A 20,483-nucleotide genomic window follows, 5' to 3' on the forward strand; every position below is an offset into this window, starting at 1 on the left:
ATAAAAAGTTTCAAAAAAACTGTTGTCAAACTGTTATATAATAGTCTATATTAAAGTCAACTGATATATAACAATTGAATGAGAGGATGTGACGGCTTGGAACATTACAAACAAGTAGGTACTTATCACGTACATGAAACGTTGCTCGATTTCATCTCGGCTCGTATATTGCCTGAAGAAGAGGCACACCAACAATTTTGGGCTGGGGTCGGGCGCCTACTCGATGAGTTCATTCCTCGCAATGAGGCAATGCTTCACGAACGTGAGTCATATGAGCGACTATTACAGGGGTGGTACAGCGAGCATAAGCAAGCGTTTGACATGGAAGACTACGAGCGTTTCCTTCGGTCCATCGATTACATCGAAGCAGCCGTCCCCGATTTCAACATCGACGTTACGGGTGTCGACTCAGAAATTACAAGGCAAGCCGGACCGCAGCTTGTCGTTCCGCTCGACAATGCACGCTATGCATTGAACGCGGCGAACGCTCGCTGGGGAAGCCTCTATGACGCCTTGTACGGAACGGACGTCATCGACGAAGAGGACGGGAAAACGAAGTCGAGCGGCTATAATCCAGTTCGCGGTGAAGCGGTCATCGCCTATGCCAAACAATTTCTCGACGATACATTTCCGCTCCGGGAGGGCTCGCACGAAGAAGCGAACGGCTATCTCGTGTCAGAGGGCAGGCCATACGCCATCATCGAAGGGAACCGCATCGCGTTTCAAGACGATTGTCTCGTCGGCTATGTCGGGGAAACGAGTGATCCGAATAAGCTCTTGCTCGTCCATAACGGGATTCACGCCGAGTTGAAGTTTGACCGGGACCACCCAATCGGACGGGTCGATCGAGCAGGGCTCATTGATATCGAACTCGAGTCCGCCTTGTCTGCCATCGTCGACTGTGAAGACTCGGTTGCCGCTGTTCGGGCGGAAGACAAGGTCCACCTTTACGCGAACTGGCTAGGCCTGATGGACGGAACGCTCGAAGCAACGTTCACGAAAGGAGGTCGGCCGCTCACTCGGAAGTTGAACCCTGACCGGAAGTATGTCGGGAAAGACGGGCGTGAAGTCACGCTTCCGGGCCGATCGCTCCTCTTTATTCGAAACGTCGGGCACTTGATGACGACAGACTTGATGCTCGACGCGGAAGGACGTGAAGTACCGGAAGGGATTTTGGACGGGATTTTCACTGCGCTCATCGCGAGCCGCCACCTTGATACCAGACGAAATTCCCGCGAACGCTCCATCTATATCGTCAAACCGAAGATGCATGGCTCGAAAGAAGTCGCGTTCACGAACGACTTGTTCGATGCGATTGAAGATGTACTCGAGTTACCGCGTCACACGCTCAAAGTCGGCGTGATGGACGAGGAGCGACGCACGTCGCTTAATTTGAAGAACTGTATCGAGCAAGTGAAGGAACGCATCGTCTTCATCAATACCGGATTCCTCGACCGGACGGGCGATGAGATTCACTCCTCGCTCACGCTCGGACCGATGCGCAAGAAAGGCGAGATGAAGACATCGGAGTGGCTCGATGCTTATGAACGTCTGAATGTCCAGATCGGGCTTGACGCAGGATTCCATCAACACGGGCAAATCGGGAAAGGGATGTGGGCGATGCCCGATCGGATGCGCGATATGATGCGTGAAAAAAGCAATCATGTCCGGTCCGGGGCGACGACGGCTTGGGTGCCGTCCCCGACGGCGGCCACGCTTCATGCGCTGCATTACCATCAAGTCGATGCGTTTGACGTTCAGCGTGAGTTGGCGAATCGTTCGTTTGATCCAGCAACTGAGCGAGGGCGTCTGCTCGAGGTACCACTCGCCACGCGTCTCTATACAGATGAGGAAGTGAACGAGGAACTCGAGAACAACCTGCAAGGGTTGCTCGGTTACGTCGTCCGTTGGGTCGAGCAAGGTGTCGGTTGCTCCAAAGTGCCAGATATTCATCATGTCGGGTTGATGGAAGACCGAGCAACGCTTCGTATTTCGAGTCAACATGTCGCCAACTGGCTATACTATGGAATCTGTAGCCGTGAACAAGTCGAAGCGACGCTTTACCGGATGGCCGAGGTCGTCGACGCGCAAAACGCGGAAGATCCGCACTATCGTCCGATGACGCCAGATGTAGACTGCTCCATCGCCTATCAAGCGGCGAAAGAGTTAGTGTTCGAAGGCGATGCATCACCAAATGGATATACGGAACCGATCCTGCACCGGCGCCGCCGACAGTTTTTACAACAAGTGACATTAGAACCGAATTTAAAAGGAGGAGCATCATCATGACAACGAAAAAAATCGAAAGCGAACAGTTGATTGAACGTTGGGTCGTCCGTCGGATCGTCTCGGGGGAATCGACAGCGGCGCTCGCTAACACGGCGTTCGTCTATGGGAACGATTTGATGCGCCTCGTGCTCGACCGGGCCGACGGGTCGCTCCAAATCATGAGAGAGCCGGTCGAAGAGGTCGTCATATTCCGTAAACCAGAAGATCGTGACGAAGAAAACGTCTGTCGTTGCTGCGGGATGGAGCACTCGTCATTCAAAGCGGCGCTCGAATGCTGTGCATACTTGGATTAAGCTTGCATTATCTGTTATATAACAAACGATAAATATATAAATTAATATAATACAGGAGGAATGGATATGAATGAACAACAAATGCAACTAGAGGATATGTTACAGTCGGAACGGTTTAACGGGGTCGAACGTCCATATGGGGTCGAAGACGTGATGAGGCTTCGGGGGTCTGTCCTAATCGAGCATACGCTCGCGACAAAAGGAGCGGAACGGTTATGGGAGTTACTCCACGAACGAGACTACGTCCACGCGCTCGGCGCGTTGACGGGGAACCAGGCCATCCAGCAAGTGAAGGCGGGTCTCGAAGCCATCTATTTGAGCGGATGGCAAGTCGCCGCCGATGCGAACTTGTCGGGGCACATGTACCCGGACCAAAGCCTATACCCGGCTAACTCGGTGCCGAGCGTCGTCAAACGGATTAACCAGGCGCTTCAACGGGCCGATCAAATTCAAACGGCGGAAGGGAAAGGCGATACGCATTGGTTCGCCCCGATCGTCGCTGACATGGAAGCCGGTTTCGGCGGTGTGCTCAACGTGTTCGAGTTGACGAAGGCGATGATTGAGGCGGGTGCAGCCGGCGTCCACTTGGAGGATCAACTCTCTTCAGAGAAGAAGTGCGGTCACCTCGGCGGCAAAGTGTTGCTGCCGACACAGACGGCCGTGAAAAACTTGATTGCCGCACGTCTCGCGGCAGACGTCATGGGTGTTTCGACGATTATCGTCGCCCGGACCGACGCCCACGCCGCGAACTTGATTACGAGCGACATCGACCCGATCGATCATCCGTTCATCGTCGGCGACCGGACGCCAGAAGGGTTTTATCGGACCAAGGCAGGAATCGAACAGGCGATCGCACGCGGTCTCGCCTATGCACCGTACGCCGACCTCGTTTGGTGCGAGACGTCCGAGCCTGATTTGGACGAAGCGCGTCAATTCGCGGATGCGATTCATGCGAAGTATCCGGGCAAACTTCTCGCTTACAACTGTTCGCCGTCATTCAATTGGAAGAAGAAGTTGTCGGATGACGAGATCGCAACGTTCCAACAAGAGATTGGTGCGATGGGATACAAGTTCCAATTCGTGACGCTCGCTGGCTTCCACTCGCTCAACTTCGGAATGTTCGAACTCGCACGCGGGTATAAAGACCGCGGGATGGCCGCCTACTCGGAACTGCAACAGGCCGAATTCAGTGCAGAACAGCACGGTTATACGGCGACACGTCACCAACGTGAGGTCGGGACCGGGTATTTCGATGAGGTGTCTCTCGTCATCTCGGGAGGCCAGTCGTCAACGACGGCGCTCGCCGGATCGACCGAGGCAGAACAATTTGAAGCGCCGTCCCATTAAGCGTCGCCCCTCCACAAGAGGGGCTTTTTTTGTGTCCAAATTCAGAACGCGTGCATCCTGTTCACTTAAATGTGACGTATTTCACATTTTTGTCGTCAAACTCTTGCTACGCTGAACATGTCAAAATGAATATGGAGGTTATGACAGATGACACAGACATTCACGGGCGATACGCACGTATCTGAAATCGTCAAACAATGCCCGCAAGCGGCAGACATTTTCAAACGGAACCGAATCGATTTTTGTTGTGGCGGCAACCGGCCACTCGCTGAAGCGACTGACAAATCGAAACGGTCGACGGAAGACATTTTAGAAGAAGTCAATGCGCTCTATCAACGCAAGCAAGAGATGAACGAGAAGAGCATCGATTGGGATGCTGCTTCTTCATCGGAATTGATTGAGCACATCATTTATAAGCATCACCAGTTTTTGACGGACGAATTGCCACAGCTCACACCATATGTGACAAAAGTGTTCCGGGTTCACGGACAAAACCATCCGCACCTCGGACGCATTCATCAACTGTTCAATCAATTGAAAGTGGAACTTGAACAACATATCGTCAAAGAAGAGACAGAAGACTTCCCGACGTTGCTTCGTCACGAGACGGCACCGACAGCTGAAACGAGACGGGAGCTTGATGACATCTTGGCCTCGCTCGAGTCAGAACACGCGGCAGCCGGTGACATTTTAAAAGAGTTGCGTCAAATCACGAACGACTATACGCCGCCTGAAGGAGCGTGTGGGACGTATCGTCTTGTCTATCAACGGTTAGAAGCGCTCGAATCGGATACATTTGAACACATTCATCTCGAAAACAACATTTTATTCCCGCGGGCGCGCACGTTCGCTTAAGCAGTGGCACACCTCTACTTACGTGGGGGTGTCTTTTTGTGACGTTTGATACAGATGGGAGGCAAATCAAGCGCTACGATAAAGGGGAGGCAAAGGAGTGATTAATCATGAAACGGGTGAGTGGAGTCATCGTAGGGGTGACGGTCGCCTTATTACTAAGTCAAGTCTGGTCGAGTTCAGATTCGGAGGACACCACCGTGACCATTTTGGCGGCGGCAAGCTTAGGACCGGCTTTAGAAGCGGTAGAGCGACAACTTGAAGCGGAATTCGATGGGATCGACGTTCGGGTCGTGACGAACGGGAGCGGCGCCTTGCGAGCACAAATCGATCACGGGTCTCCGGCAGATATCTTTTTAGCCGCGAGCGTTGATGATGTCGACCGATTACAAATCCCGATTCTAGAGCGGGATGCGTTTTTGCATAACGAGCTGTGGCTCGTGACACCGAAAGGGAATCCGTGCGCGGAGACGTGGGACGACTTAAACGCATGTGCTCGGATCGTCATCGGTGACCCGGTCAATGTCCCGGCCGGTCGCTACGCGAAAGCGGCGCTAGAAGTGGAAGGCGTGTGGGAAGAAGTGGAACCACGAATCATGTTCGCCCAGAATGTGAGACAAGTGTTGACGCTCATCGAACAAGGCGACGCCAATGCGGGATTTGTCTATAAGACGGAACTGACGACGGACGTCGAGTCGCTTCAGGCGGTCCCGTTTGAAGCGACGGGTACGATCGCGTATCCGGCGGTCCGATTGACGCACAACCCATACGTGCGCGATGTTTACGCGCGTTTGTTTGACGATGATATCCAAGCTCACTTTTTAGCGAAAGGATTTTCTAAATGACGCAATCTCCACTTCAACTCACATTCGAAGTCGGGATGATGGCGACGGTGAGCGCCTTCATCCTCGCCTTCGGAGCGGCCTATTTCATGCATCACCGTCAATTCAAAGGAAAGCGGCTGTTGGAGACGGTGTTTTTACTGCCGCTCATCTTGCCGCCGACAGTCATCGGACTATACGCCTTGATTGTCCTCGGGAACAACGGGATCGGCGGATTGTTACCGATTACTATCTTGTTCACCAAACAGGCGAACGTCATCGCGTCCGCCTTGGCCGCGTTCCCACTCATCTACCAAACGATTCGTCTCGGTCTCAAACAACTCGATGCGGAATGGTATGAGGCCGGACGCGTGCTCGGCGGGTCAGAGCGTCAACTGTTCACCTACGTGACGATTCCGCTGCTGTTACCTGCGTTGACGAGCGGCTTTGTCCTCGGCTTCGCCCGATCAATCGGCGAGTTTGGGATTACGATGATGATTGCCGGAAATATCCCGGGCGAGACGATGACGCTCGCCACAGCGATTTATATGGCGACAATCAACGGAGATATGACCCAGGCACTCGTCTGGAGCGGATGGTTGGTTGGTTTGGCGTTTTTAGTCCTCTGGCTGAGTGAACGTTATGGCAAGCGTTCATATTAGTCGATCACGTCGATTTTTTTCACATAAGACCGGTTCGGAGTATTTAAGATACTCGGACCGGTCTTTTTCCAAATGTGGACGTGGTCTCCGACAGTGATTTGCTCGAACGTGGCTTTCACTTGAAACTTGAACCAGCTTACGTCTTCCGGTTCACTTTGTGCGAACAAGGTGTCAGGAGAGAGCGTGGCCTCTTCTGCGGTAATTCCGCTGATGACGAGTGCGGTGCGGTCAGATTCATTTATTTCAATCACATACCCCTCGACATCTGGTTCGGTCGTCGCTCGATTGGCGAAGACGAAACCGATGGAAAAGACGACGAGCATGGCCGCGATGGTGAGGAATAACATGATTTTAAGCGATGATTTCATAAGGGAACGCCTCCTTCGTTCATTATTCTGTCACGTCTCGAATCGCTTATCTGTGAAAAAAGTAACAGTTAAGTCGAGATGTCATCTTTATGATGAAACTATGAAGTCGCTCGGAAAGAGAAGGGGGAACACATATGTCCGATCGTTATTTTTATTCGACCGCCGCAAAGTGGTCGTTCGTAGGATTCACCGTCTTGGTGCTCTCGACATGGATCGCCTCGGCAGGATTTGAGCACGTAGACATGGCGCTGTTCGGCTACTATATCGCCGCCGTCATTTGCATGATTGGGATGGTCGTCCGCTTGACGTTATTTTTTGCACGGCCGGCCACCTCACAAGTATTGAAGCGGAGCCTCAAACAAATAAAGGCAGAAAAGAAACGGGCCAGCAAGGCCGTCGCCGCCACGACCGTCAACAATATTGTCTTACAGAAGTTCATCTGGGAACGTGGCTGGTACCGCTGGACCCAACATATGTTGATTGCCTGGGGATGTCTCGGGTCGTTCGCCATCACATTCGGGCTGACGTTCCAATGGATGCGGTTTGATTTGATTGATATCGAGACGTATCAGATTGTCGTCTTTAACATCCCGACCATCAAGATGGCTGCGCACGGGTTGTTCGCGGAGCTCGTCTATAACGGGTTGAACATCACCGCGCTCATGTTGCTCGTCGGCGTGCTCATGGCACTCTATCGCCGGATCAACGACCAGGACGTGAAAGTGACCCAGCGGTTCGAATTTGATATTTTACCGCTCCTCATGTTGCTCATCGTCACTGTCTCGGGGTTGTTGTTGACCGTGTCGTATGTATTCTTCGGAGGCTTCATCCATCACGAGCTCGCCTTGTTCCATCAATTGACCGTCATCATCTTTTTATGTTACTTCCCGTTCGGTAAACTGTTCCACTTGCCGGTCCGACCGATGGCGGCCAGCGTCCCGATGAACTACCGGGAAGTCGAAGCGGATGAGACCCGTGTCTGCGCCGGGTGCGGGACACGTTATGCGACGGATAATCAAGTCGAGGACGTCCAAGCGATTTTGCAAGCACAGACGATCCAGCTCGGGCTCAGTGACGGGACCCAGCTCTCCGATTACTGCCAACCGTGTCGACGTTCGATGCGTGTGAAGATGCAATTGAACTTGATGAACGGACAGTTACCGACACACCCGGTCGATACGAACACGGGCATGTCGATGCCAGGATTCGGACGACCGAAGGAGACGAAAGGTGAGGCAAAAGATGAGACACCTGTGCGTTAAGTGCGGCGAACCGACCGGCACGCTTGAAGAGATTGAACAAGTGAAACAATTGCTCGAGGGGTCGGACCAACTCGTGAAAGTCGATGCGGCGCACACGGTCCAAGACCTCTGTCACGCCTGTCGTCGTCGCGCCCGGCTCGATTCGGCGCTCGGACGGCCCGGAAGTGACGGGATGCATTATCCGCTTCAAACGATTAACGGCTATCACGTCAGTGGATTTTCAAAACGAAGAGCGGAAACGTTCTATGGAGGGGAAGACGATGAGTGACTTTTTAACGTCGCCAGAAGTACAGAATTTAATCAAACCGGGTGAAAAGTTGATCACGACCCACTGTTGTTACTGTGGCATGCAGTGCGGCATGCATATCCGGGTCGATGAGAAAACCGGGGCCGTCAAAGGCGTTGAACCACGCTACGATTTCCCGGTCAACAAAGGAAAACTTTGTCCGAAAGGCGTCACGGCCTATCAAACGATCGAACATCCGGACCGCATCATGACTCCGCTCATCAAACGGAACGGCAAGTTTGAAAAAGCGACATGGGAAGAAGCGCTCGACGTGATCGAAGCGAACTTTAAACGCATTCAACGAGAGCATGGGAAAGATGCGGTGTCCGTCTTCGGCGGCGTCTCGATGACGAATGAAAAATGTTACCTCGTCGGGAAGTATGCCCGGGTCGCACTCGGCACACGGTTCATCGATTACAACGGTCGCTTCTGCATGTCGTCAGCTGCCGGCGGTTTCTTAAAGACACTTGGGATTGACCGCGGAGCGACGCTTCCATGGACGGAGTTCGAGCACGTCGACACATTCTTTGTCGCCGGTTCGAATATTGCCGAATGTCATCCGACGACGACACAACATATTTGGAAGGCGAAAGACAAAGGCGCGAAAATCATCGTCGCCGACCCGCGTGAAATTCCGATGGCGCGCGTCGCCGATGTCCATCTCGATTTGAAGCCAGGGACGGATGCGGCGCTTGCGATGGGACTGCTCAACTTTTTAGTCGAACACGATTATGTTGATCAAGCGTACGTGGATGAGCGTTGCGATAACTACGAAGAGTTGAAAGCGTCGGTCCGAGACTGGACGCTCGAGCGGACAAGTGAGGTGACCGGTGTCGCCATCGAAAAACTCGAGAAGGCCGGTCATATTTACGGGAAGAGCCCACGTTCGGTCATGTTGTTCGCCCGCGGCGTCGAACAACAGTCAAAAGGCGTCGACAATGTCTCGCTCTATACGTCGATGGCGCTCTTACGAGGCATGATTGGGAAGTTTGCTTCGGGCGTCGCCACGATGACGGGGCAAGGGAACGGGCAGGGTGGACGAGAACATGGACAAAAAGCAGACCTGTTACCAGGCTACCGGAAATTAACTGACCCGAAAGCCGTTGAATATGTGAGCGGGGTTTGGGGCATCGATCCTTCCGAGATGCCAAAACCAGGTGTGTCCGCGTTCGAAATGTTCGATGAGATTCAAGCGGGAACGATTCGGGCGATGCACCTCATGTGTTCGAACCCAGCCGTTTCAGCACCGAACCTTCCGTACGTGTGGGACAGCTTCAACAAACTCGATTTCTTCGTCGTCAGTGACTTCTTCATGTCGGAATCTTGTGAGTTCGCTGATGTCGTCTTACCGGCTTGTTCGTGGGCCGAAGACGAAGGGACGACGACAAACCTAGAAGGACGTGTCATTCGAATCCGGAAAGTGCGCGAACCGCTCGGGGATTCGCTCCCAGACTGGGAAATCATGAAGCGGATCGCTGAGCGGATGGGACGTGGACAGTACTTCCCATACGAGACGGCGCGTGACATTTGGGAAGAGTTCCGCATCGCGACGAAAGGTGGAGCGGCTGACTACTCTGGGATCACATGGGAACGAATCGACGACGAGTATGGTGTCTTTTGGCCATGTCCGTCCGAAGATCATCCCGGCACACCGACGATGTTCAAAGAACGGTTTGGAACGGCGAACGGAAAAGCGAATTTGCCTGTCGTCACATATCGGCCGGCCGGTGAATATGCGAATGAAGAATATCCGGTCACGCTCACGACAGGGCGGGTCGTCTTCCATTACTTGTCGGGCAATCAGACGCGCCGTGTCGACTTCTTGAGCACGATGTCAAAACTGCCGTTCGTGGAAATCCATCCGGAGTTGGCATCAAGTTATAGCCTTCAAACGGGCGACAAAGTCGAACTCCGCACACGTCGCGGATCGATGGTCGTCGAAGCACGTTTGACGAAGGCGATTCGAAAAGATACGGTCTTCGTCCCTTATCATTGGGGCAAGGAGCTCGCCATCAATCAATTGACGAACCCGTGTCTCGATCCGATGTCACGCATGCCGGAGTTCAAGGTATGTGCGGTACAAATGAAAAAGTTACCGGCCAACACCCCGTTACACATTAATCCGTTGACGGTCCCGCTCGGATCAAGCGTGCCGTTCATGGCGGACCATGCGATTGCGACGAGCTGTCACGTCATGGATGAGGAGGTTCATACGAAATGAATAAGGTCATGTATTTAGAGTTTGAACGTTGTATCGGCTGTCGGGCCTGTCAGGCAGCTTGCCGCGAATGCGGGGACCACGAGGGGCTCGAGCGCAACTATGTGGATTATATCGATTTCTCGGAGAACCGTCAGACGTTCCCAATGATCTGTATGCAGTGTAAAAATCCGGCTTGTGCTCAAGTGTGTCCGGCCAATGCGATTCAAATCACGCCAGAGGGCGTCGTGTTATCGGCTTCGGAAGAAAAATGTATCGGCTGCCGGAACTGTACGTTCGCTTGTCCGTTCGGGATTCCGAAGTTCGACTTTGAGAAGAATAAGATGTATAAGTGCGACATGTGTTACGACCGCTCCAAACATGATATCGCGCCGATGTGTGCGTCGGTTTGTCCGTCAGATGCGATTCGCTTCATCGACCATGACGAGATGATGCAACTCCGTCGTCAACGCGTCCAAATGAACATGATCGAAGGGAAAAAGCCTTCGCAAGACGATAAATGGAATTACGTCCCTGAATTCTTTGGCGTCTATTCCGATTGAGATGGAAAGGAAGATGACTTATGTCAAATGAATCAAAAGACCGGGAACGGTTATCCGCACTCGTCGATAACTTGAGCCGGGCCGATGACGTGAAACTGAATCGACGGGCGTTCATCAAATCAACGTTCGGCGCCGGTATCGCACTCGGTCTCGCGACCGTCCCGTTCAATATCGCGGCCTTCGTTCGAAGCGAGCCGAGAACTGACCGTCAGTTCATCACGACGGTCGAGGCGCTAGAGCGCGGGAAATCACTCGAATTTGAATATCCGGGTACGGAACCATCGTTGCTCGTTCATTTAAAGAATGGTGAGTTCGTTGCCTATAACAACAAATGCACCCATCTGCAGTGCCCGGTGTTTTACGTAGAGGAGGAGGACGTACTCCTCTGTCCGTGCCACCGTGGTTACTTCGGTGTCGACGGCCAACCACAGGCCGGTCCGCCGCAGCGGGAACTCCCTAAAATCTTGCTTGAAATCGAGAACGGGAAGATTTTTGCGGTCGGAAGAGAGATTCATCATGGGGCGTAACGGTTGGAGTTTAATCGGATTGGTCATATTGCTCGCGACGAACATGGTACTCTTGCAATATACAATTGAGAGCTACATGGTGTATGATCATGCCTCGATGCGACTGTATATGATCATCGCTGTCATCAATGTCGGATTGATCGGCTTATTATATCGATATTGGAAAAAAATTGAATATCGTACGAAAGAATAGTCCTCCCCTTGAAACGCTTCCAAATGTTGATTGCGTTTCGAGGGGGTTTGTGTTTAGAATGAAGGCAAGCTTTAATATGGCGCAACGTGTTTTAAGGAAGGTCGGTGGAAATGGCTCATTCAAGTAAAGCGATGGTGCTCGAGGAAACAAAAAAATTGGCACATCGAATCATTCATGTCCCAAAAGGCGGTTTTCTGTTCCGAGAACAAGAAGACGCAGCTGAATTTTATATTGTAAAGAGTGGACTGATCCAAATTTCGAAATTGACGGAAAATGGAAAAGAATTGACGTTACGTTGTTTAAGCGCTGAGGCTTGTTGCGGAGAGTTGACGTTATTCGCAATCGAACCAAAATATTTATTTAACGCCAAGGCGTTAGAAGATAGTGAAATTTATGCGGTCAAAATCGAGCGTATTGAAACGATGATTTTGTCGTCGAACCCGGAATTCGTCCGCGAGTTCATGGTCATGATCAACGAACATATGCGGAAACAGCATACGAAATTTAGAGACTTGGTATTGAACGGGAAAAAAGGAGCGCTCTACTCGACGCTCATTCGTATGGCGAACAGCTATGGGGTGGAAGTCGAAGACGGCATTCTCATCGACTTGAAACTGAAAAACCAAGAGCTCGCCAACTATTGCGGGACATCGCGTGAACGCGTGAACCGCATGTTGAACGAGCTCGCTCAAGAAGGGATTATTTCGCTCCCTTCCCGTCAAATCATTATCCATGACCTCGACCGGTTGAAACTGCTCAACCATTGTGAGGACTGTCCGGTCTCGGTCTGTGTCATCGATTGATCACATTACGGCGGCAAGTGATAGCTCGCCCTCGAAATGTTCTAACCCATCGGCCTCGATTGTACAGGCCGATACATAAAAATCGCCATCTTCCATCAACTCATAAGACCGGAGCACGCCTTCGGCTAGCTTGACCCCGTTAGCACGGACCTCGACGACGACACCTTCCATCGAGCGAACGCGCGCTGCGGACAAAAAGTCCAGCCAACGTTTGAAGTGGCGATAGACGGTGACCACCGTCCCGTCCCCTAAGTAGCCGATGACCGCCTGGGTATCATCGATCGTCACGTCGTGGTTTGTATCGATCCGAACGAGCAAGGTGTGCAGCGCTTGTAGTTCTTCCATCGGACTTTCCAGTGGGAACGTGATATCGAGCCCCGTCTCGGTGAACGCAGCCTCGGCGATCGCGACGCCGAAGACACGGAACACGTGGGCCCCGTCTTGACTGAAGAAATATGGTTGTAGCGCCAAGCGAACTTCGGGCGCACAGTGGATTTGAATGAGATGTGACAAATTAATCCCTCCTCTATTCCTTATCGTAAGGAATCGGGGAGGGTTTTTCTGTGTTCAATGTCACAGAAACAAAAGATAGGCGATTTTGTCACAGATTGATGACAGGGTGAGAAAAAAACTCAAGATGCGAAATAAGTGTGAAAGAAGGCACACTTTTTTAAGAGGACGGTCGATAGGATGGGATTAGGGTACGAATTGAACCGTTAAGAGGAGGAATAGACCATGCAACAATTAGACAAAGGGTCACACGCACTCGCCGAGTGGAAGCCGGAGGATGTGGGATTTTGGGAAGGGACGGGAAAACAAGTCGCCAATCGGAACTTGCTCGTCTCGGTCCCGGCACTGACGCTTGCATTCATCGTCTGGCAAATGTGGTCGGTCGCGGCCGTCCAATTGAATTCAATCGGGTTTAGCTTTACGCAAGGCCAGTTGTTCACGTTGGCCGCCCTACCTGGACTCGTCGGGGCGACGTTGCGCTTTTTCTATACGTTCGCAAACAGTATATTCGGCGGTCGGAACTGGACGATCTTCTCGACATCGATTTTGTTGTTGCCGCTCCTAGGCATCGCCTATGCCGTTCAAAACGTCAATACGCCGTATTGGGTATTCATGATTTTGGCCGCACTTTGCGGACTAGGCGGCGGAAACTTCTCGTCATCAAACGCCAACATCGGCGCGTTTTATCCGAAAGCGAAAAAAGGGACGGCGCTAGGGATTAACGGAGGCATCGGGAACTTGGGCGTCTCGCTCGTCCAATTGATCACACCGCTCGTCATCACGACAAGTATTTTCGGGTTCATCGGCGGGAACGCACTCGTGACCGAGACCGGCGAAGAGATTTGGCTTCAAAACGCCGCGCTCCTTTGGGTCGTGCCGACCATCATTTTGACGGTCTGCGCATACTTGTTCATGGATAACTTACCGACCGCGCGTCAATCGCTTCGTGAACAGGCGAGCGTGTTTAAAGACAAACATTTTTGGATTCAAACGTTGCTCTACACGGCGGCGTTCGGTTCCTTCATTGGATATGCCGCAGCGTTCCCGATGATTTTAAAGTTAAAGTTCCCTGAGTCGGACTTGATGGCGCTCGCCTTCCTTGGTGCATTCCTTGGCGCCTCTTCGCGTCCGTTCGGGGGCTGGATCAGTGATAAGATCGGAGCGGCCAAAGTGACATTAATCGTGTTCGGAATCATGGCGCTCGGTACGATCAGTGTCATCATGGCCATCACGAACAGCAACTTGACGATGTTTTTCATCTCCTTCGTCGTCTTGTTCATCGCAACAGGACTCAACTCTGGAGCGACGTTCGCGATGATTCCCCACGTGTTCGTGGCGACGAAGACACCGGCCGTCGTCGGATTCTCGGCAGCGTTTGCTGCTTACGGAGCCTTCTTCATTCCGAAGATGTTCGGTTGGTCGCTCGAGCTCGTCGGTTCGTTCAACGGTGCGTTGTTCGTCATGCTAGGGCTCTATGCGATCTCGATTGCCACCACAATTTATTATTACTTGCGCAGCGGTGCTGAAAAGCCGATTCGCTGACAAATCGACGCAGGGACTGTGAGGGTCCCTGCTGTCGTTGATGGATAGAAAGGATGAACCAAGATGACACCATGGACCGATCGACGGAGACGACCGTTGGAAGACTTACGCATCTCAGTCATTGATAAATGCAACTTTCGTTGCCGATACTGCATGCCGGAAGAGGCGTTCCGCCACCACCAATTTTTAAAACGAGATGAGTTGTTATCGTTTGACGAGATCGAGCGCTTCGTTCGCATCATCGCCCCACACGGCGTGAAAAAAGTGCGTCTGACCGGGGGCGAACCGCTACTCAGGCCGAATCTCGATGAACTGATTCGCCGCCTTCGCGCGGTCACGACCATCGAGACGATCGGGTTGACGACGAACGGCGTCTATTTAGAACGGATGGCGAAAGTGTTGAAGCAAGCTGGGCTCGACCGGGTCAACGTCAGTCTAGACGCCTTATCGGCCGAGACGTTCGGGATGATGAACGGACGCGGCACGTCGCCCGAGACGGTATTACGAGGAATCGATGAGGCGAAACGGCAAGGGCTCGAAGTGAAAGTGAACATGGTCGTCCGAAAAGGCTGGAACGATCATGAAGTCGCCCCTATGGCCGCGTATTTCAAAGAACGGAACATCACGCTCCGTTACATCGAGTTCATGGATGTCGGCACGGCGAATGAATGGAACGTCGAACATGTCGTGTCGTCTGAATCGATTCTTGAGGTGTTGAAACAACGAAATGGATTACTTGAACCGCTTGCACCCGAAACACTAGGAGAAGTCGCGCAACGTTACCGTTACACGGATGGGGCGCAAGTCGGCTTCATCTCTTCGGTCAGCCAACCGTTCTGCGGAACGTGCACGCGAGGCCGCCTATCGAGTGACGGCAAATGGTACACGTGCCTGTTCGCTGAAGACGGGACCGATATCCGCGAATTGCTCCGCAGTGGGGCGAGCGATGAATTGATTGCCATGACACTGAAAATGGTATGGGAAGTACGGGACGACCGCTATTCGGAAGAACGGTCACAAACTGGGAGTCGGACACGTAACCGGATTGAAATGAGTTATATCGGAGGATGAAGACGATGCAAGCACACAACCATGTACATCAAAACACACAGCGTGTCCGGGCAGCGATTTTAACGATCTCGGATACGCGCACACTCGATACGGACGTGTCAGGCGAACATATTTGCACGCTGTTAAAAGAAGAAGCACACACGGTCACATACCGTGAGATCACGAAAGATGACCCATTTGAAATCGAAGCGGCTGTCAGACGAATGGTCGACGAAAAAATGGATGTCATCTTGACGACCGGAGGAACGGGCATCACGAAACGGGACGTCACCATTGAGACGATTCGACCGCTGCTTGACCGGGAAATGGTCGGCTTCGGCGAGTTGTTCCGTTATGTCAGCTTCACGGAAGATATCGGACCGGCGGCGATGTTGTCGCGAGCTTTAGCAGGACGCATCGGGGATACGATCATCTTTTCGATGCCAGGGTCGCGAGGCGCCGTCGACTTGGCGATGACTCGCTTGATTCTCCCTGAGCTCTCCCATATCGTCTGGGAAGCGACACGATGATTGGGATCGTCTTGGCAGGCGGGAAGTCACGTCGGTTCGGGTCTCCCAAATGGAAAGCCCGTTATGAGGACGTCTCGTTTGAAGACCGGGCACGACAGACGCTTAGTACCACGACGACGTCCCAATGGAGCGTCGTGCCGGCCGGACAGTCGATGACACCCTATCAACTCGAAGACGACAGAGAATGGTGCGGCATGGGGCCGCTCGCTGGCATCGTCACCGTCATGCGGCACGTCCCGGCTGAATGGTATGCCATCTGTGCGTGTGATACACCTTTGTTGCCGCCGACCGTTTATGAACGGCTTGCGATAGAACGAGGGAATCAGCCGGTTGTCGCCTACGCCGACAATCGAATCCATCCGCTCATCGCCTTGTATCCCCGCTCGATACTGTCCCAGTTCGAATCCGCGTTACGTCGAGGCGAACGGGCGGTCATGCCTCACTTGACAGAGGCGACAATCGTCTCGTTTGCTGAACGGGACTGGTTTAAAAATGTGAACACACTGAGAGATTATGAAGAAGTGCTAGGAAAGGAAGTGGAGTAATGGAAAAGGGATCGACGCTATTTCGTAAGCCGCTCGCCGTTGACGAGGCGGTCGCACGCGTCGAAGAAGCGACGGGGAGAGGTCGGACGGAAACGGTACCGTTGCATCGGACGAACGGACGGATTTTAGCGATGGATCTCGTCGCGACGCATGACGTTCCGGCGTTTGACAAGTCGCCACATGACGGTTTTGCTGTCCGCTCCGCGGACTTGTTGACTGCGAACCGCGATGAACCGGTGACATTACCCATTCAATACGTTCAGGGAGCTGGACACGTCGGAGAACCGCTCCGCGCCGGCGAGGCGATTCGCATCATGACCGGGGCAAAAATTCCAGACGGAGCCGATGCGGTCGTCATGCTCGAGCTCGTACAAGCGGATGAACGAGTCGTGACGTTCAAACGACCGGCCCGTGATGCCAACATCTCCTATCGCGGGGAAGATGTGGCGGCAGGAACGCATATCGTCGGCCGAGGCACCCGCATCAATCCAGGCGTCATCGCCTTGCTCGCAACGTTCGGCTATGAACAAGTCGACGTGTACGTGAAACCACACATCACCGTGTTCGCGACTGGAGACGAGCTCGTCGAACCGGGGCGGAAGAAAGCCGACGGGCAAATTTATAATTCGAATGCGTATATGATTCTTGCCCAAATCGAGGAGCTTGGCGGCGCGGCAACGTATGGCGGCATCTTGCCGGATACGTTCACTTCGACGAAGCGGGCGGTCGAAGAAGCGCTTCAGACGAGTGATGCCATCGTCACGACAGGCGGGGTATCGGTCGGCGATTTCGATTATTTACCGGATGTGTATGAGGCGCTCGGAGCGACAGTACTGTTTAATAAAGTCGGGATGCGGCCAGGATCCGTCACGACGGTCGCGCATGTCGAAGGTCGGCTGTTGTTCGGTTTATCCGGCAATCCGTCTGCCTGTTTTGTCGGCACGGAACTGTTTGTCGGTACGTACATGAAGACGTTGTTCGGACAAACGGAACGTCCTGTCATTTTGGCGGAACTCGGTGTCGATTTCCCGAAACCGAATCCGTTCGACCGCTTCGTCCGTGGACATGTGACGATTGATGCGACCGGGCAGACGGTCGTTCATCCGAGCGGTAAAGATAAGTCGGGCATCGTCTCCTCGCTCGCGACGTGTAACGCGTTGATTCATCTGCCAGGCGGGACGAGAGGGTTTCAGAAAGGAGACACGGTGCGATGTCGAATCATCGATCGGCTTTGATTTTACAAGTGGTCGGCTATCAAAATAGCGGCAAGACATCGTTCGTCTCCGAGCTGACAACACGCTTGTCGGCGACGGGGCTCCGTGTCGGCGTCATCAAGCACCACGGTCACGGAGGGTCGTTCGACTTGCCGATGACTGACTCGCACCGTCACGCGTTGGCCGGTGCCGTGCTATCGAGTGTGATCGGTGAGGACGGGACGTTGATCGAGTGGCAAGCGGTCGATACGTTTGAATTGCTCCTCAACTGGTACGAGGCGCACGTCGACATCGTGCTCATCGAAGGATACAAACGGAAAGATTATCCGAAAGTGGTGCTCGTGCGAGACGGGCATGAACAACCGGTCGATGTGACGAACGTGATCGCACGCGGAGACTCCGTGGCAGACAAGGACCGGTTGATGCGTTCAGTGGAAAGGTGGATGGAGGATGAAATGGTATCAAGTGAATGAACATCCGCTCGAACCGATGGCACTTTACGAAACGGTCCGACATCGAAACGTCGGGGCGGTCGTGCTGTTTATCGGGACGGTGCGGGAAATGACTGGTTCCAAACAGACCGAACTCTTGGAGTATGAATCATACGTACCGATGGCCGAGAAGATGCTCGAACAAATCGCGAAAGAAGTAGCAGAACGTTGGCCTGGTGCGTTGACGGCGATCCATCACCGGATTGGACGACTCGATATCATGGAAGAAGCGGTCGTCATCGCGACGAGTTCTTCCCATCGCGCCGACGCCTACGAGGCGAATCGTTACGCCATCGAACGGATTAAAGAAATTGTCCCGATTTGGAAACGGGAGCATTGGACCGACGGCACGAAATGGATGGGTGATCAAAAAGAACAACACCCAGGACGCCCGGAAGGAGTGACGTACACATGATTGAGGTATTATGTTTTGCCCACGTGGCAGAAGAGTTGGCGGTCCGGTCCTATACCGTTTCAGCGCCACAAACAATCGCCGCCTTGCGAGCGGATTTGGCCGAGCGGGGCGTGTCAGGAGCGGAACGTCTCATGTTCGCGGTCAATGAGCGTTATGAGACGGACGAATACACGGTTGCAGACGGGGACACGGTCGCCGTCATTCCAATGGTGAGCGGAGGGTAAACGATGGAATTGACACATATGAACAACCAAGGGCGGGCGCGGATGGTCGATGTCTCGGATAAACCGGAAACGACACGTACTGCTCGGGCCCGTACATCAGTTGAACTGAGCGGTGAACTCAAACAGCTCATCACGAATGGGGGTCTTGCAAAAGGGGATGTACTCGCTGTCGCTCAAGTGGCTGGCATCATGGCCGCCAAAGAGACGAGCCGCATCATTCCGATGTGTCATCCGCTCGCCTTGAAAAAAGTCGATTTGACGTTCGAATGGGACGGGACACAGCTCATCATCGAGTCGTTTGTGAAGACGAAAGGCGATACCGGTGTCGAGATGGAGGCGTTGACGGCAGCAATGGTCGCTGCATTGACCGTGTACGATATGACGAAAGCAGTCGATAAAGGCATCGTCATCGGACCGACATACTTGCTCGAGAAACAAGGCGGGAAGTCAGGGGACTACATCCGATGACACATATCCCGGAACGTTACGCGCGGCAGGCCCGGTTCCACGGCATCGGGGTGGAGGGCCAAGAACATCTGATGGAGAAACGAGTGCTCGTCGTCGGTCTCGGCGCGCTCGGGGCGGCCGTTAGCGATCAACTTGTTCGGGCCGGCGTCTCGCTCATCCTCGTCGACCGCGACTATGTCGAGGTGACGAACTTACAACGACAGACGCTCTATACGGAACAGGACGCACGTGCTGAGACGCCGAAAGCGGTCGCGGCACTCGAACGCCTGCGGGCCATCAACTCAGACGTTGAGTTGGACGCGCAAATCGCCGATGTCTCGTGGGATTGGCTTCGGCCTTTGCCGCCCATTGATCTCGTCTTGGACGCAACCGATAACGTCGAGACGCGCCTTCTATTGAACGATTTCGCACTCGAGCGTGGCATTCCGTTCTTGTTTGCCTCTTGCGTCGGGGCATACGGCATGAACTATACGGTGATGCCGGGAAACGCGCCGTGTCTTCGTTGTCTCATGCGTCATTTGCCGCTAGCCGGGCAAACGTGCGCGACAGCGGGGGTGGTGGCGCCAATCGTGCAACATGTGGCAAGTCGTCAAGCCGTCGAGGCTTTGAAATATTTGACGGGGCGTCATGAAAAGATGGAACGTCGACTCTTGATTGAAGACATGTGGGAAAACCAGTCACAGCGACTCGATGTCGCACGGCTCGTCGATGTGTCTTGTCCTTCTTGTCAAACCCACGACTATCCGAGCCTCGTCCCGAATCGGCAACAGACAGCACTCCTCTGTGGGCGTGACGTCGTCCAAGTCCGGCGGTCCATCGAAGGGCTTGAACCAATCGCACATCAACTCGAACGTGCGGACATCGCTGTGAAGCAAACACCGTTCACGTTAGAATGGCGATGGCGGAATCATCGGATGCTTTTGTTTAAAGACGGTCGTGTGCTCGTCCATGGAATTGATGACGCGAACGTCGCAATCGCGATGGTCGATGAGTGTCTTGGCGCATAGAAAAGTGTCCCCCGAAAAGCGGAG

Annotated in this window: 25 protein-coding genes; 23 read left to right on the forward strand and 2 right to left on the reverse strand. The window is 53.2% G+C overall.

The features are described 5' to 3' along the window. Positions 1-96: 96 nt before the first annotated feature. From KNP79_RS05525 to modB, 6 genes are all read left to right on the forward strand, one after another. On the forward strand, positions 97-2,289 hold the full coding sequence (locus KNP79_RS05525) for a malate synthase G (RefSeq protein ID WP_251132889.1): 2,193 nt from the start codon (positions 97-99) through the stop codon (positions 2,287-2,289). Beyond that, positions 2,286-2,582: a hypothetical protein gene (locus KNP79_RS05530; RefSeq protein ID WP_029596327.1), complete on the forward strand. Its 297-nt coding sequence runs from the start codon at positions 2,286-2,288 to the stop codon at positions 2,580-2,582. The genes KNP79_RS05525 and KNP79_RS05530 overlap by 4 nt, the downstream gene beginning before the upstream one ends. 66 nt (positions 2,583-2,648) lie before the next feature. Beyond that, complete coding sequence (gene aceA, locus KNP79_RS05535; protein ID WP_371743420.1) at positions 2,649-3,929, forward strand: isocitrate lyase; 1,281 nt, start codon at positions 2,649-2,651, stop codon at positions 3,927-3,929. A 147-nt stretch (positions 3,930-4,076) separates the two neighbouring features. After that, positions 4,077-4,784 (forward strand): iron-sulfur cluster repair di-iron protein, encoded by a 708-nt coding sequence (ric, locus tag KNP79_RS05540; protein ID WP_029596325.1) that lies wholly within the window; start codon positions 4,077-4,079, stop codon positions 4,782-4,784. A 107-nt stretch (positions 4,785-4,891) separates the two neighbouring features. Next, a complete protein-coding gene (modA, locus tag KNP79_RS05545; protein ID WP_034780575.1) occupies positions 4,892-5,626 on the forward strand; it encodes a molybdate ABC transporter substrate-binding protein in 735 nt (244 codons plus the stop codon). Beyond that, complete coding sequence (modB, locus tag KNP79_RS05550) at positions 5,623-6,264, forward strand: molybdate ABC transporter permease subunit (RefSeq protein ID WP_214823454.1); 642 nt, start codon at positions 5,623-5,625, stop codon at positions 6,262-6,264. The genes modA and modB overlap by 4 nt, the downstream gene beginning before the upstream one ends. Here modB and KNP79_RS05555 read toward each other — a convergent pair. Beyond that, positions 6,261-6,632: a DUF3221 domain-containing protein gene (locus KNP79_RS05555; RefSeq protein ID WP_034780581.1), complete on the reverse strand. Its 372-nt coding sequence runs from the start codon at positions 6,630-6,632 to the stop codon at positions 6,261-6,263. The two genes, modB and KNP79_RS05555, sit on opposite strands and share 4 nt — an antisense overlap. 134 nt (positions 6,633-6,766) lie before the next feature. On the opposite strand from KNP79_RS05555, the gene KNP79_RS05560 reads away from it, so the two are divergent. The 7 genes from KNP79_RS05560 (at position 6,767) to KNP79_RS05590 (ending at position 12,463) form a co-directional block, all read left to right on the forward strand. Then, positions 6,767-7,894 (forward strand): MFS transporter, encoded by a 1,128-nt coding sequence (locus tag KNP79_RS05560; protein WP_214823455.1) that lies wholly within the window; start codon positions 6,767-6,769, stop codon positions 7,892-7,894. After that, complete coding sequence (locus KNP79_RS05565) at positions 7,875-8,162, forward strand: hypothetical protein (RefSeq protein ID WP_114164958.1); 288 nt, start codon at positions 7,875-7,877, stop codon at positions 8,160-8,162. Before KNP79_RS05560 ends, KNP79_RS05565 begins: the two co-directional genes overlap by 20 nt. After that, positions 8,155-10,401 (forward strand): molybdopterin oxidoreductase family protein, encoded by a 2,247-nt coding sequence (locus KNP79_RS05570; RefSeq protein ID WP_034780591.1) that lies wholly within the window; start codon positions 8,155-8,157, stop codon positions 10,399-10,401. The genes KNP79_RS05565 and KNP79_RS05570 overlap by 8 nt, the downstream gene beginning before the upstream one ends. Further along, entirely contained in the window at positions 10,398-10,940 is a 543-nt protein-coding gene (locus KNP79_RS05575) for a 4Fe-4S dicluster domain-containing protein (RefSeq protein WP_015880388.1), read from the forward strand. Before KNP79_RS05570 ends, KNP79_RS05575 begins: the two co-directional genes overlap by 4 nt. A gap of 20 nt (positions 10,941-10,960) precedes the next feature. After that, on the forward strand, positions 10,961-11,467 hold the full coding sequence (locus KNP79_RS05580) for a QcrA and Rieske domain-containing protein (protein WP_034780593.1): 507 nt from the start codon (positions 10,961-10,963) through the stop codon (positions 11,465-11,467). Further along, positions 11,457-11,660 carry a hypothetical protein gene (locus KNP79_RS05585; protein ID WP_214718588.1) on the forward strand — a complete coding sequence of 68 codons (204 nt, stop codon included), beginning with the start codon at positions 11,457-11,459 and terminating at the stop codon, positions 11,658-11,660. The genes KNP79_RS05580 and KNP79_RS05585 overlap by 11 nt, the downstream gene beginning before the upstream one ends. Positions 11,661-11,770: 110 nt before the next feature. Further along, positions 11,771-12,463: a Crp/Fnr family transcriptional regulator gene (locus KNP79_RS05590; RefSeq protein ID WP_034780597.1), complete on the forward strand. Its 693-nt coding sequence runs from the start codon at positions 11,771-11,773 to the stop codon at positions 12,461-12,463. Here KNP79_RS05590 and KNP79_RS05595 read toward each other — a convergent pair whose 3' ends face one another. Beyond that, entirely contained in the window at positions 12,464-12,976 is a 513-nt protein-coding gene (locus KNP79_RS05595) for a hypothetical protein (RefSeq protein WP_214754328.1), read from the reverse strand. Between the two features lie 222 nt (positions 12,977-13,198). On the opposite strand from KNP79_RS05595, the gene KNP79_RS05600 reads away from it, so the two are divergent. The 10 genes from KNP79_RS05600 (at position 13,199) to KNP79_RS05645 (ending at position 20,459) form a co-directional block, all read left to right on the forward strand. Next, positions 13,199-14,515: an MFS transporter gene (locus KNP79_RS05600; RefSeq protein WP_211781932.1), complete on the forward strand. Its 1,317-nt coding sequence runs from the start codon at positions 13,199-13,201 to the stop codon at positions 14,513-14,515. A gap of 63 nt (positions 14,516-14,578) precedes the next feature. After that, the gene (gene moaA / locus KNP79_RS05605; protein WP_214797395.1) at positions 14,579-15,586 is read left to right on the forward strand and encodes a GTP 3',8-cyclase MoaA; all 1,008 of its coding nucleotides are present in this window, start codon (positions 14,579-14,581) and stop codon (positions 15,584-15,586) included. 5 nt (positions 15,587-15,591) lie between these two features. Continuing rightward, positions 15,592-16,095 (forward strand): MogA/MoaB family molybdenum cofactor biosynthesis protein, encoded by a 504-nt coding sequence (locus KNP79_RS05610; protein WP_114164944.1) that lies wholly within the window; start codon positions 15,592-15,594, stop codon positions 16,093-16,095. Further along, positions 16,092-16,640, forward strand: a complete 549-nt coding sequence (locus KNP79_RS05615; RefSeq protein WP_214797396.1) for a molybdenum cofactor guanylyltransferase — start codon at positions 16,092-16,094, stop codon at positions 16,638-16,640. The genes KNP79_RS05610 and KNP79_RS05615 overlap by 4 nt, the downstream gene beginning before the upstream one ends. Next, positions 16,640-17,875, forward strand: a complete 1,236-nt coding sequence (locus KNP79_RS05620; protein WP_215191509.1) for a molybdopterin molybdotransferase MoeA — start codon at positions 16,640-16,642, stop codon at positions 17,873-17,875. Before KNP79_RS05615 ends, KNP79_RS05620 begins: the two co-directional genes overlap by 1 nt. Continuing rightward, entirely contained in the window at positions 17,851-18,327 is a 477-nt protein-coding gene (gene mobB / locus KNP79_RS05625; RefSeq protein ID WP_034780611.1) for a molybdopterin-guanine dinucleotide biosynthesis protein B, read from the forward strand. The genes KNP79_RS05620 and mobB overlap by 25 nt, the downstream gene beginning before the upstream one ends. Then, complete coding sequence (locus KNP79_RS05630) at positions 18,305-18,760, forward strand: molybdenum cofactor biosynthesis protein MoaE (RefSeq protein WP_015880399.1); 456 nt, start codon at positions 18,305-18,307, stop codon at positions 18,758-18,760. The genes mobB and KNP79_RS05630 overlap by 23 nt, the downstream gene beginning before the upstream one ends. Beyond that, complete coding sequence (locus KNP79_RS05635; RefSeq protein WP_015880400.1) at positions 18,757-18,984, forward strand: MoaD/ThiS family protein; 228 nt, start codon at positions 18,757-18,759, stop codon at positions 18,982-18,984. The genes KNP79_RS05630 and KNP79_RS05635 overlap by 4 nt, the downstream gene beginning before the upstream one ends. Before the next feature lie 3 nt (positions 18,985-18,987). Next, complete coding sequence (moaC, locus tag KNP79_RS05640; RefSeq protein WP_034780615.1) at positions 18,988-19,452, forward strand: cyclic pyranopterin monophosphate synthase MoaC; 465 nt, start codon at positions 18,988-18,990, stop codon at positions 19,450-19,452. Next, positions 19,449-20,459, forward strand: a complete 1,011-nt coding sequence (locus tag KNP79_RS05645; protein ID WP_215191511.1) for a ThiF family adenylyltransferase — start codon at positions 19,449-19,451, stop codon at positions 20,457-20,459. Before moaC ends, KNP79_RS05645 begins: the two co-directional genes overlap by 4 nt. Positions 20,460-20,483: the final 24 nt, after the last annotated feature.

This window comes from Exiguobacterium sp. s7 (genome assembly GCF_018618195.1).
GTDB classification, from domain to species: domain Bacteria; phylum Bacillota; class Bacilli; order Exiguobacteriales; family Exiguobacteriaceae; genus Exiguobacterium; species Exiguobacterium mexicanum_A.